This window comes from Pseudomonas sp. P4_C1 (assembly GCF_056402155.1).
In genome coordinates this window covers 44,882-57,183 of sequence record NZ_JBFUHY010000028.1, presented here as the reverse complement: position 1 = coordinate 57,183, position 12,302 = coordinate 44,882, and the positions used below count along the sequence as shown (strand labels likewise).

General features: G+C 56.1%; 12 protein-coding genes. 4 read left to right on the top strand and 8 right to left on the bottom strand.

The annotated features are described in order from the left end of the window. The 8 genes from AC1DU9_RS17040 to AC1DU9_RS17005 form a co-directional block, all read right to left on the bottom strand. Positions 1-1,223 (bottom strand): OprD family porin (locus tag AC1DU9_RS17040; RefSeq protein ID WP_477810514.1); only part of this gene is annotated, 1,223 nt, incomplete at its 3' end. Positions 1,224-1,359: 136 nt separating this feature from the next. Beyond that, complete coding sequence (locus tag AC1DU9_RS17035; protein ID WP_223457950.1) at positions 1,360-3,015, bottom strand: cation acetate symporter; 1,656 nt, start codon at positions 3,013-3,015, stop codon at positions 1,360-1,362. Next, positions 3,012-3,374: a DUF485 domain-containing protein gene (locus AC1DU9_RS17030; RefSeq protein ID WP_477810513.1), complete on the bottom strand. Its 363-nt coding sequence runs from the start codon at positions 3,372-3,374 to the stop codon at positions 3,012-3,014. Before AC1DU9_RS17030 ends, AC1DU9_RS17035 begins: the two co-directional genes overlap by 4 nt. Before the next feature lie 31 nt (positions 3,375-3,405). After that, positions 3,406-4,626: an FAD binding domain-containing protein gene (locus tag AC1DU9_RS17025; RefSeq protein WP_223457954.1), complete on the bottom strand. Its 1,221-nt coding sequence runs from the start codon at positions 4,624-4,626 to the stop codon at positions 3,406-3,408. Further along, entirely contained in the window at positions 4,623-5,105 is a 483-nt protein-coding gene (locus AC1DU9_RS17020) for a VOC family protein (protein ID WP_477810512.1), read from the bottom strand. The genes AC1DU9_RS17025 and AC1DU9_RS17020 overlap by 4 nt, the downstream gene beginning before the upstream one ends. A 289-nt stretch (positions 5,106-5,394) precedes the next feature. After that, positions 5,395-6,114 (bottom strand): TetR/AcrR family transcriptional regulator, encoded by a 720-nt coding sequence (locus AC1DU9_RS17015; protein ID WP_223457958.1) that lies wholly within the window; start codon positions 6,112-6,114, stop codon positions 5,395-5,397. Positions 6,115-6,205: 91 nt separating this feature from the next. After that, entirely contained in the window at positions 6,206-7,123 is a 918-nt protein-coding gene (locus AC1DU9_RS17010; protein ID WP_223457960.1) for a LysR family transcriptional regulator, read from the bottom strand. A 118-nt stretch (positions 7,124-7,241) separates the two neighbouring features. Continuing rightward, on the bottom strand, positions 7,242-8,453 hold the full coding sequence (locus tag AC1DU9_RS17005) for an MFS transporter (RefSeq protein ID WP_223457962.1): 1,212 nt from the start codon (positions 8,451-8,453) through the stop codon (positions 7,242-7,244). Positions 8,454-8,884: 431 nt separating this feature from the next. Between AC1DU9_RS17005 and AC1DU9_RS17000 the strand changes: the two genes are divergently transcribed. The 4 genes from AC1DU9_RS17000 to AC1DU9_RS16985 all read left to right on the top strand — a co-directional run bounded on the left by AC1DU9_RS17000 (position 8,885) and on the right by AC1DU9_RS16985 (position 12,219). Further along, positions 8,885-9,649, top strand: coding sequence for a COG4705 family protein (locus tag AC1DU9_RS17000; RefSeq protein ID WP_223457964.1), 765 nt, complete (start codon positions 8,885-8,887; stop codon positions 9,647-9,649). 27 nt (positions 9,650-9,676) lie between these two features. After that, the gene (locus AC1DU9_RS16995; RefSeq protein ID WP_223457966.1) at positions 9,677-10,111 is read left to right on the top strand and encodes a hypothetical protein; all 435 of its coding nucleotides are present in this window, start codon (positions 9,677-9,679) and stop codon (positions 10,109-10,111) included. An 84-nt stretch (positions 10,112-10,195) separates the two neighbouring features. Continuing rightward, positions 10,196-10,861: a response regulator gene (locus AC1DU9_RS16990; protein ID WP_223457967.1), complete on the top strand. Its 666-nt coding sequence runs from the start codon at positions 10,196-10,198 to the stop codon at positions 10,859-10,861. Beyond that, on the top strand, positions 10,837-12,219 hold the full coding sequence (locus AC1DU9_RS16985; RefSeq protein WP_477810511.1) for an ATP-binding protein: 1,383 nt from the start codon (positions 10,837-10,839) through the stop codon (positions 12,217-12,219). Before AC1DU9_RS16990 ends, AC1DU9_RS16985 begins: the two co-directional genes overlap by 25 nt. Positions 12,220-12,302 lie beyond the last annotated feature (83 nt).

Sequence of the window (12,302 nt, the reverse complement as noted above, 5' to 3'; positions counted from 1 at the left end):
GGTCCCGATTGCACGACATAGGCCAGCGTTATATCGCGTTCCCACTCACTGGAATTGCTGGAAGCGATGGTATTGATGTCATCACCTTTAACGTATACAACTCCCGCCGTCGCACCGGGCAAGCCCAGTTTCGCGAAGTCAAAAGCGTAGCGTGCTTGCCAGGACTTCTCGCCAGCGTGCACGAATTTCTGAACCTGCATTTCCGTGATGGTGTAAGTGGTCGGACCGTCACCCTGGTTTAAATAAGGGAAATCGCTTTTTCCGTTGCTAACCTCATAGCCGGCTCCGAAGGTGTGCCCGGCAACGGCATAGGCAAATAATCCACTGAACAGGTTATTGTCGACTTTGCCTTTTATCGTATTGCCGCCGTAGTAGCCTGTCGTAAAGTAAGCAGGGTCATGGCCGTTCGCACCATCATCCTGGCTATTGAAATATCGAATATCACTGGTCAGCACGCCCGAACCGATTGCCCAGTTATGAATCAGTCCTAGAAAGTGTTGCTTATAAAAATCTTCAAGGTTGCCGTAATAATATTGCAAGGTCAGATCTTTGGTCAGTTTGTAATCGCCGCCCGCATAAATGAATTTATTACTGAAGCGACCGGTGACAGGATTGTTGGCACCCGCAATTGACATGTTTTCGATATTGCTGGAGTTCCGGCCCTTGACCCCGTCAATTTGCCCTCCTACCAGGGTCAGATCCCTGATATCCGCGGAGGTAACCTGGGTTCCCTGCCAGGTTTGCGGCAGCAAACGCCCGTCATTGCTGAAGATAACCGGCAGTTTCGGGACCAGAGTACCCAGCTTCAACTCGGTCTTGGATATCTTCACTTTCCCGGTCAATGCAAGGCTGGAAAAATCGTCAACCGCATGGTCGCCGTCGCTTGGAAACACCACGCCACCGAAATTGGTACCCGTTGGATTGCCATGCTTGCCGGCGCTTGAGTCGAGCTTTACGCCCAACATGCCTAAAGCATCGACACCAAATCCTACAGGGCCTTGGGTGTATCCGGAGATGAATTCCACCTGGAAAGCCTGCCCCCATTCCGCTTGATAACTTTGATTGGCGGCTTGCTGCGCGGGTGTTGCAGAGTCACGATAATCGCTGTTGATATAGTAATTGCGCAGTTTAAGCGCAGCCTTACTATCATCAATGAAACCAGCCGCATGGGCTTGCTGCGCCAATACACACATGGCAGCCGCAACGGTCAAAGTACATTTCATTTATGTGCACCCAAGTCGAGGTTATTATTTTTGTATTAACTATTCAGCTATTTTTCAGGCACAAATGCCCCAACAGCACATGGAGCATAAGCGCCGTCATTCAGGAATTATTTAATGCAGACAGTAACTACATGGATCAATCAGCTTTGAACTGAGCCTTCCATGTTGCCGGCGTACCCAGTTCAGAGTCGACCAACTGATTTTCGAATCGATTGCGCTCACTGATGGCACTGGCGGAGCGATCGGTAATGGAAAACCAGCAAATACCGATGAATGCTACGGCCATTGAAAACAGGGCCGGATATTCATAAGGGAACCAGGCTTGCTGATGATGCAGGATCTTGACCCAAACGGTTGGACTGAGAATGCACAGGGTAATTGCCGATACCAGCCCCAGCGATCCGCCAATCACGGCGCCACGGGTCGTCAAGCCTTTCCAGTAGATCGATAACAACAGTACCGGAAAGTTTGAACTTGCGGCGATGGAGAACGTTAAGCTCACAATAAAGGCGATGTTTTGCTTTTCAAACGCAATCGCCAGGAGGATCGACAACACACCCAGTACGATGGTCGTAACACGAGAGACGCGCATTTCGTCACGGTCGCTGGCGGTGCCGCGGCGCAAAGCATGTGCATAGAGATCATGAGAAACAGCTGACGAGCCAGCCAGGGTCAACCCTGCCACTACCGCCAATATCGTCGAGAACGATACCGCACACATGAATCCGAGGAAGACATTACCGCCGACGTTATGGGCGAGGTGAATCGCAACCATGTTAACGCCACCCAATATTCCACCTGATGCATCGTGATAGGCGGGATTGCTGGCAACCAGGGCAATGGTGCCAAAGCCAATGATGACAATCAGCGCATACCCTATGCCGACAAGACCGGAGGCATAAAGAATGCTTTGGCGCGCGGCTTTAACATCACCGACGGTGAAAAACCGCATGAGAATATGTGGAAGACCTGCCGTACCGAAGACCAGTGCCAACCCCAGGGAAATGGCGGATATCGGGTCGGTAATCAAACCTCCGGGGCTCATGATTGCCCCATGGGTTGGATGAACCTGAGTGGCTTGAGTGAACAATTGGTTCAGGCTGAATCCGAACTCGGATAACACCATGAAAGCCATGAAAACACAGCCGGTCAGCAGTAATACTGCCTTGATGATCTGAATCCAGGTAGTTGCCAGCATCCCGCCAAAGAACACATAGACGACCATCAGCGTACCGACGAGCAGTACAGCCGCGGTGTAATCAAAGCCGAACAGCAGTTCCACCAGTTTTCCAGCGCCTACCAGTTGAGACACCAGGTAAAGCAGCACGATCACGATAGAGCTGGACGCCGCAAAAGCTCGTATGGGTCTTTGCTTCAGTCTGTAGGACAGAACGTCCGCCAGGGTGTAGCGCCCAAGGTTGCGCAATGGCTCCGCGATCAGGAATAGAATGATCGGCCAGCTTGCAAGAAAGCCGATTGAGTAGATCAGCCCATCGAAGCCACTGGTAAAAACCAGGGCGGAGATGCCCAGTAACGACGCTGCGGACATGTAGTCTCCGGCGATGGCCCAACCATTCTGGAAACCGGTAATTTTGCCGCCTGCCGCATAGTGATCGGCAACACTATTGTTTTTACGCGCGGCCCATCGTGTGACAAATAGAGTGAATACGACGAACGCCAGGAACATGCCTATGGCAATGGGGTTATGTTTGGGAGCTGCGGCGGGGACATCGCTCGCGTATACAGTTGCCGAAACAAGGATGGCCGAGAATGTGATAAGAAGACGCTTCATTTTTTGAAGCTCCTGATGATTGTTTTTATTTTTGGGTCGTAGCAGGTGTTGGTGCGCCATACGTAGACAGCAACGAGAAGAACCGTAAAGGCGAGCATTGCGAAGCCAATCGGCACGCCCCACGTCATGAGTTGACCTTCGGTGATAGGTGTACCCATGCGGGCAGGAATAAAGGCCAGCGAAAGAATAAAGCCGAAATATACCGCCAGCATGAGAGCAGTCATGCTCCACGAAAATATTCGTCGCTGTTTTACCAATGCACGAAACTGCGGGTTTTCGAAAATCGGATTTTGAATAGTGTCCTCAAGCTTTTCAGCGGACACGGCCGGGCCACCGTCTTGCGGATATGCATGTTCCATGGTTCTCTCCTGCGAAGGGCGTGTAACTGAATTAAAACTTCACGGGCACTGCGGTTTCACGCATCACGGCTTCTGGAGTCCGGTACAACTCAGCCATTTCGCGCTCTTGCTCGCTTTTCAATTGCGCCTGCATATACGCGCCAAGATGCCTGGCGTGCTGAACTATCGAGGCGCCGAAACGGCAGCGTTGCTGGCTATAGTCCGCCAAGGCATCTTCAACGGATGCATGTCGCTCAAGTGCTTCGACGATTGCCAAGGCATCGCCGGCCGCCTTGGTGACACCCATCCCGCAATGAGGACGGACCACAAATGCAGCGTCGCCGAGCAACGCGACTCGTCCGAAATTCATCTTCGGTACTTCCAGGTCGTAAATCGGCTGAAACAGCGGTTGCGTCGCTTTCTTCACGACTTCGGCAAACTGCGGGGCAAGTAGCGTATCGGCGGACTTATACATATTGGCGAGCACATCACGACGTATCAGTGCTGGAGGAATTCCACCTTCAAACTGTTTACCGCTCTCATCCCGGAGCAGATCCTTCAACTCATCGTCGCCGCTGGTGCGGTACCAGACAAAGTTGTAACGACGCTCTCCTGCAAGGGTGCTGTTCGACTGGCCAGCAACCGGATACCCCAAAATTTGCTCGCGCGGGGGTAAACAGAACGCAAATTTATCGAAGAGCGATGCGTGGGTGGAGTCGCAAAGAACACCTTCATCGACCAACCCGCGCCATGCAATATAGCCGGCGTATTGCAGGTGTAAGTCAGGCAAAAGCTGCTGGCGAATCGTCGACCGGAATCCATCGGCAGCAATAATGATGTCCGCTTGATGAGTGGTGCCATCAGCCAATGTGACACTGGCATGGGACTCCGTACTTTCGACCGAGACGACGCTGCCACCGCAACGATAGAGCGAGTCTGGAAAAGCGGCGCGAAGAACCTGGTACATCTTCCCCCACGCAGTCAGCGTTTGCGGGAGCGCATTCTCGAGTACGACATCGCCGTCCTGGTCCAAAGTGACGCGCGACAGCACATCGATACCTACCGACGCATCGAGTGGGATACCCGCTGCAGCCATCGCCTCGAACAATTCAGGGTGTGTAACGATCCCTGCGCCACGTCCAGCGAGTTCGTCCGGAACACGTTCGAAGACTTCTACATCCCAACCTTTGCGTAGCAACATGTTCGCTGCAAACAGACCTCCCAGCGAACCACCTACGACAATAGCGCGGCGCTTGTTCGATATATCAATCATGGCTGCACCTCCACAGTCGCAGCGGCATGGGCGGTGTAGGAACCGACGGCTTCAATCTCGGAGGCCGGGAAGTTGWGTTCGATGGTGACACCGCTAGGATCTTCGATGAAGACCTGATGCAGGCCCAGGCTCGGAACGGTGCGATCACGCCAGGCAATGCCTTGCGCTTTGAAGACGCTCCAGAACTCAACCAGGCCTGTTACCAGAAAAGCAATGTGATCAACGGTCCCAGTGCCCTTCAGCGGGATTTCCTTGTCGCCGAGATACTTCTTCAGGCCCTCGGGGTTGGAGGGATCGATCCCGATAATGTGAACCGTACCAAAGTCTTGCTCATCCCCTCCCATGTACAACCACACGCCAGGAAAGTCGAACGGCGGCCGGTAGCCAGGGGTGAAACCGAGCACCTTTTCATAAAATTGGCTGGACTTTTCCAGGTCGAACGACCGGATCGAGTAATGAGCGAGTTTTCGGACTTGCATGGCGCCTCCAACAGTTTCTTGTAGTTATTTATCAGTCGATAAACAGTAAGGCCTGACGAAATTGAAGTAAATAGCCGCGGGACCAAATTTTTTGAGGACGGCCCCTGAACCACGTCGTGGTGGCGTCTCGGCAGGGCGAGTTCCAGGTGTTTGGAAAGGGCTTTTCAGAGCGAAATAGCGGAATGCGCGCCCTCCCGCCACCTATCCAGCTAAAGGCTGAAACAGGTGATGAGTGGTCGACAAAAAGAAGGGTGGAAGCAGGATGTCATCAGGTGGGCAAGCGGAAAAATCAATTCAAGCGAGGCTTTTCGCCGAGGTCGTTGTCGACCTGAGCCAATACATGGGGACCGCCATTGAGGAACGCATCGACCATCTGCTCTATCAGCGCGTCAATGTCCTCGGTCACTGGAAGATCGTAGATCCATTTGCGCACGCCAATATAGAAAATGCTGGCATGCAAACTCCAGATCAGTTCGAGCTCTTTTTCATTGATCGTTTCACCGCAGGAAGGCGCCAGACCATGGGCATGGCGAATTTCCGCAATAACAGGAATGAAGACTCGCTCACGCAATTTGGCCAGATACCGATCGTTGATGCCTTCACGGGTCAACCCGGCGAAAACGAAGATGCGAATCCATTCTCGCCGCAAAATCACGTTTGCGTATGAGGTATAGAAACGAACCAGGCGAGCCTGAAGGGGTTGCGAACGATCCTTGATTATCGTCTCCCAAGAGGCATCCCACTGATATACCTCGTCGTAAACACGGTCGATCAATGCCTCTTTGCTGGGGAAATAGCGGTAGAGCAACGGCTGGGTAACGTCCAGTTGCCGCGCCAGCTCACGGGTGCTTCCCGAGAATCCGCACGTCGCAAAGTGCTCGATGGCTTTGTGCACGATCTGCTTTTCCCGGACCTCTGGAGAAAGGCGCCGAGTCGCCGCTTTGACGGTGCCCTGTGAGTCCGCTGATTTTTCCGGCGTTCTCTCGTCTACGTTTTTTGAGTCTTGCATAACGCCTCACTAGAGCTTCATCGAGGCATCATACAAAACAAAAGAATGCGCTGGCTATGAACCCGACCCGGCTTCTGAGGACGCCAGCAGATCAATTCCCGGGGAGGTGTTCAGGCCCCAGTAATTCACTGATGAAATCGATAAACGCATTGACGCGTCTGGAGCCGCGATGATTGGGAAGATACAGCGCGGAAATGGCCGAACTTGCATCGTTGGGATTGATCACAAAAGACTCGAACAACGACGTCAAGTCGCCGCTGTCGATATCATCGTCGACGAGCCAATCCGGTAACAGCGCCACCCCACCGCCGGCCAGTACAACTTCGCGCAAAACCTCCGCATTGTTGCTTTTGAAGCGGCCGTCAATGGGCACTCGCGTCTCCTCACCGTCCTTTTGGAACGTCCAGACCTGCTGCTTTGCCCCGTAACTGAAGCGCATGCACTCGTGCTGCAGCAGGTCCAGAGGCTGTTCGGGAAAGCCATGCGTATTCAAGTACGCGGCGCTGGCAACCGCCCGACGCCGAAAATGACCGATGGGACGACTGACCACACCATCCATCGCTGCTGCCGATCCCAACCGTATCGATAGATCGACGCGCTCGCCGAGCAACTCGACGATGTCGTCAGAAAGTGTCATGTCCAACACCAACTGCGGGTAACGTTTCAAAAGCGAGGCGATATGCGGAGCAATGAGACGCCGTCCAAGCGCCACCGGCACCGAAATACGCAGATGCCCCGCAGGGACTTCCCCACGGTCAGTGACTGAGGCATCCGCTTCGGCCACAGCATTGAGCACCTCCCGCGCTTTCAAATAGTAGGCGGCCCCGGCATCTGACAATGAGATTTGACGGGGGGAGCGGTTAAGCAGGACAGCGCCCAGTTCAGCCTCAAGCCCATCGATCATCCGGGTTACAGATGACGTAGCCATGCCTAATTGTCGTGCGGCAGAAGAAAAACCCTTCGAATCCACCGCCTGGACGAACATTTTCAATGCGAGCAGCTTGTCCATGACACTCCTTGAGTTACCGGGCGCTGACTGGGAACGGTGCGCCTATTGAATCACTGATTGGATTTGATGACGAACTTGGGGCTCCCTCCCCAATCGTTTGTTCAGGCGACGGATTTACTCAGTGGGTCTGCCCGCTTCTACGGGACACCATCAAGAACGCGATCAGAGTGGCCAGTGACAATGCACTTCCGACTGCAGCAATCGCCGACCAGCTAAAGTGTTCATAAAGCGAGCTGGCCACCGAGGAGCCGATCGCCCCGCCAATGAAGATGCTGATCATGTACAACGCATTCAGACGGCCCCGGTTGGCAGTGCCCAAGGCGTAGACGGCTCGTTGCCCAAGCACCATGTTCATCTGCACGGCAAAATCCAGCGCGATACCCGTAACCGCTAAGCCGATCACACCGTAAAAAGGATTGATGAAGGCCGGCAGGAAACTCACTGCACCCAATATCATCGCCAACTGTGAGGCTTGTCGAGTGTGCCCCGCATCAGCGAGTCGACCACTGATAGGTGCGGCGATTGCGCCGATGGCGCCGACCAGAGAGAAAATCGCAATCTGACTTTGCGTGAGGCCGAACTCACGGCTCAATACCAGGGGGACAGCGGTCCAGAACAAGCTGAACGCCGCAAACATCAACCCTTGATAGAGCGCTCGTTGACGCAATACCGGCTCACGGTAAAACAATTGTCCAAGGGACTTCAGCAACTGCCCATACGACGCGCGATGGGTCGGTTGCCATTTGGGCATGGTCATGCCGATCACCATGGAGATGACGAACATCAACGCAGCCGCGCCGATAAATACTGCCCGCCAGCCAAAATGATCAGCAACCAGGCTCGACAGCGGACGCGCAAGCAGGATCCCCAACAGCAAGCCCCCCATGATCCCGCCCACCACTCGGCCGCGAGACTCTTCCGGCGTCAGATGCGCGGCCAATGGAATCAGCATCTGCACGCAGACCGAGCTGAAACCGATGAGTGCCGAGACGACAAGAAACACACTCGGTTGCCTGGCCAAACCAGCGGCGATCAGGCTGAAGATTGTAACCACGATCGTCGCGATCATCAGTCGGCGGTTTTCCATGAGGTCCGCCAAGGGAACCAGGAAAAACAATCCGAGTGCGTAACCAATTTGAGTCAGCGATACGATAAAGCTGGCGCTGCCATTCGACATGCCGATATCCGGGGCGATCAAGCTGATAATCGGTTGTGCGTAATAGATGTTGGCCACGATGGCACCACAACAAAACGCAAAGAGAAGCACCATTCCCCTCGTCATTGAAGCTTTTGTTATCGCCGCTGCTGTGCCGCTGGTTGAAACGCTCATGCCATGAACTCCTGAGGTTCGACCGCGGTGACTTTCCAATGAAGGTCACCCGCCTGATGATTGTCAGGTCACAAAGTAGGCGGCACGCCCCACCGAGAGAATACGGACATGGCGCAATGTCATGTTGCGTCGTGCGCAAAAGCTGCCTGGGCGCAATCAACGCCTCCCGTGTGCATCATTGGCGTATATAAGCGGGATACTTCATTGCCCGCACTCAACTTTCGAGGTCGATGCCCATTGGGCGGGTAAAAATGAAATTTCTGAGTAAGGCGAAACACATCGTGACGCTAAATCTTCGAGTTGGCTTTTACTCTGACTCGAAGCCGTATCAGAAACCGCTCGACTTCCCTGCCCCTCAGTCTCAGCTAAGTTTCGACCCGTATCGTCTCCCTTGCGCAACTTCGGCGCTGCACAGGAGAGGCAACCCGCCCATGAAACCCGTTACAGCCGGATGGCTCAACAAAGTACCCGAGGTGACCCTGTCATTCTGGGTGATCAAGATCTTGTCCACGACGGTGGGTGAAACCGGCGCGGACTTTCTCGCCGTCGATGCCGGCCTCGGCCTGGGCTGGACCAGCGTCGGCATGGCGACATTGCTGGCCATCGCCCTCTTCATACAGATGCGCAAAACCGCCTGTTCGCCCTGGATCTACTGGCTGACCGTGGTGCTGGTGAGCATCGTCGGGACGCAGCTCACCGACATCCTGACCGATGTACTCGACGTTAGCCTGTACACCAGCACCGCCGTGTTTTCAGTCCTGCTGGCACTCAATTTTCTCGTCTGGGACCGGGTGGAGCACAACCTGTCGATCCGCGAGATCGTCACCCCGCGCCGGGAGTGGTTCTACTGGACGACCGTGCTCTGCACCTTTGCCCTCGGTACGGCAGCCGGTGACCTGGCCACCGAGGCCCTGGGTCTGGGCTTCACCCTCGGCGCGGTGATTTTCGCCGCGCTGCTCGCCGCGACATTAGTAGCCTGGCGCCTGGGTGCCAGCGTGGTGCGGTCATTCTGGGTCGCCTACATCCTGACCCGTCCGTTCGGTGCTTCTCTGGGCGACTTGCTGACCCAGTCCAGGACTTACGGTGGCCTCGGCATGGGCGCCACCTGGACCAGCGCGATCTTCCTGTGCGTCATCGTCCTGTTGGTTGCGGTCGCGCAGATCAGCGTCGGCAACCGCAAGCCCGTCACTCAGTAACACTTAATAGTCCATCAAGGAATCGTCATGCGCCCTTTTCAAAACATCATTCGTCACGTCGCCATTGTCTCGTCGATCTTTCTGCTGAGCATCGCCGCCGGCTGCTCGAAACCCGCCGACAAACCTGCTGCGGGCGCCACATCCGGTGCGATGAGTGCCCAAACCCAATCCGGTTCAAAACTGGGTGACCTGTCCGAGTTCCGTACCATCGCCGCCGACGTAGCCGCGATCGTCGATAAAAACGATCTGCCGGGTGCGAAAGCCCGCATCAAGGACCTGGAGAGCGCCTGGGACTCCGCCGAAGCTGGCATCAAGCCGCGCGCTGCGAGCGACTGGCATGTAGTGGACAAGGCCATTGACCGCGCGCTCGACGCGTTGCGCGCCAGCAGTCCGCAACAGAGCAATTGCAAGGCCCGCATGAACGAGCTGATGAAGGCCTTCGATTCGATGAAAGGCGTGTAATAACCGGGCGGACAAACGCCGGTACAGGTGCTTCAATACAGGCGCGACGGTCATGGCCGCCGCGCCTTTTTTTCGGAGCGGGACATGCGCATATTGCTGGTCGAAGATGACCCGATGATCGGAGACGCCATCCAGGGCGCACTGAGTGATGCGAGCTACGCGACCGACTGGGTGAAAAACGGCCTTACCGCACTCTCGGCGCTGCAGACCCAGCCCTACGACCTGGTGCTGCTGGACCTCGGATTGCCAGGCAAGGACGGGCTCGATGTGCTCGACAGYATTCGCGCCCGCAACAACCCGGTGCCTCTGCTGATCATCACCGCACGGGACAGCCTCGACGATCGCCTGCGTGGCCTCGACGGTGGTGCCGACGACTACCTGCTCAAACCCTTCGACATGGCCGAGTTGCTGGCCCGCATGCGCGCTGTGCTGCGCCGTAACGGCGGGAGCGCCCAGTCATTGCTGGACAACGGTGTGGTGGCGCTGGACCTGGTGTCGAAACAGGCGAGCACTGCCGAGAACCCCGACGTGCAACTGTCCAGCCGCGAGTTCGCCTTGTTACAGGCCCTGCTGATCCGCCCGGGGGCGATCCTCTCGCGCAGCGAACTCGAAGACCGCCTCTACGGCTGGGGCAACGAAGTGGAAAGCAACGCGGTGGAGTTTCTGATTCATTCGCTGCGACGCAAGCTGGGCAACCAGGTCATCAAGAACGTCAGGGGTATGGGATGGATGGTTTCAAAAAGCGCTTGAGCGACTCGGTGCAGGTACGGCTGTCGGTCGCACTGTCGCTGGCCATCCTGATCGTGGCGGTGCTGGCCGGGATGTTTGCGTTCGTCTCGGCCCTCGACGAAGCCCACGAAATGCAGGACGACACCTTACGTCAGGTGGCCATCCTGTTCGATCGGCAGCAGATGACCCTGCACTACCCCGCTACCGAAAAAATCGCCGGTGACGACGAAGAATCCAGGGTCATCGTGCAATACCTGGCCGACAGCAGCAAAGCCGCCGGCAACCACGACGACAGCGTCATACCGCTGCCCTTCTCCACGACGCTGGCCGATGGCTTGTCGACATTGAATATCGCTGGCGAAGACTTTCGCGCACTGGTCAGGACCACCGCCCGGGGCGAGCGCATCGTCGTCGCCCAGGAGACGGGGGTTCGCGACAAGGAGGCGCGCGAGAGCGCCTTGCGCAGCCTGCTGCCGTTTCTCATTCTGTTTCCGGTGCTGTTGCTGGTGGTGAGCGATCTGGTGCACAAGCTGTTTCGCCCCATTGCCACCCTCTCCGATGACCTGGACCGACGCGACAAACAGGCCCTGCACCCTATCGACGAACACCATCTGCCAACCGAGATCCGCCCTTTCGTCGTGGCCATCAATCGCTTGCTGGCGCGGGTTGCGCAGTCCATGGAAACCCAGCGGCGCTTCATTGCCGACGCCGCCCACGAACTGCGCTCACCCATGACAGCCCTGTCTCTGCAAGCCGAGCGACTGAAAGCCACACCCATGCCGACGCAAGCCGTCGAGCGCCTGTTGCCGCTGTCCTGCGGCATTGAGCGCAGCAGAAAGCTGATCGATCAGTTGCTGGCCCTGGCCGCCGCGCAATCGAACGCCGAGCGGCCGCAAACCACGGTTTCGGTGCATGAGGTCTATCGACGGGTGCTGGAGGACCTGTTGCCCCTGGCGGAACGCAAGAACATCGACATCGGTGTTGAAGGCACCGAAGACGTGCAGCTCGTCATCAACGAAATGGACCTGCTGATACTGGTCAAGAACCTGGTGGACAACGCGATCCGCTACACCCCTTGTGGCGGACGCGTCGACCTGTCGGTGGCGCTCGCACAGGAAATCGTGATCCTTCAGGTCAAGGACTCCGGCCCGGGCATCACCGCCGATGAACAAGTGCGCGTGTTCGACCCGTTCTATCGCAGCGTGGGCACCGAAGAAGCAGGCTCAGGGCTGGGCTTGTCCATCGTCAGGGCCATCGCCGAGCGCACCGGGGCTGGGGTGCGCTTGAGCTTTTCGGACGAGACGAACAAGCGCGGGTTATGTGTGTCAATCGAACTGAAAAGAGGCTCAGACCAGATCCCTATGTATCACAGTGTGTAAACGCGAACGCTCGATACACAGGCTTTCATCCGTCCGGCGATTCGACACAGGCTGGATACGTTGACGCGTTTCAATGCAAGCAA

Excerpts from the sequence above, each read along its gene's own strand:
- AC1DU9_RS17035 (WP_223457950.1), bottom strand. The coding sequence starts at position 3,015 with ATGAAGCGTCTTCTTATCACATTCTCGGCCATCCTTGTTTCGGCAACT.
- AC1DU9_RS17030 (WP_477810513.1), bottom strand. The coding sequence starts at position 3,374 with ATGGAACATGCATATCCGCAAGACGGTGGCCCGGCCGTGTCCGCTGAA.
- AC1DU9_RS17025 (WP_223457954.1), bottom strand. The coding sequence starts at position 4,626 with ATGATTGATATATCGAACAAGCGCCGCGCTATTGTCGTAGGTGGTTCG.
- AC1DU9_RS17015 (WP_223457958.1), bottom strand. The coding sequence starts at position 6,114 with ATGCAAGACTCAAAAAACGTAGACGAGAGAACGCCGGAAAAATCAGCG.
- AC1DU9_RS17010 (WP_223457960.1), bottom strand. The coding sequence starts at position 7,123 with ATGGACAAGCTGCTCGCATTGAAAATGTTCGTCCAGGCGGTGGATTCG.
- AC1DU9_RS17005 (WP_223457962.1), bottom strand. The coding sequence starts at position 8,453 with ATGAGCGTTTCAACCAGCGGCACAGCAGCGGCGATAACAAAAGCTTCA.
- AC1DU9_RS17000 (WP_223457964.1), top strand. The coding sequence starts at position 8,885 with ATGAAACCCGTTACAGCCGGATGGCTCAACAAAGTACCCGAGGTGACC.
- AC1DU9_RS16995 (WP_223457966.1), top strand. The coding sequence starts at position 9,677 with ATGCGCCCTTTTCAAAACATCATTCGTCACGTCGCCATTGTCTCGTCG.
- AC1DU9_RS16985 (WP_477810511.1), top strand. The coding sequence starts at position 10,837 with ATGGATGGTTTCAAAAAGCGCTTGAGCGACTCGGTGCAGGTACGGCTG.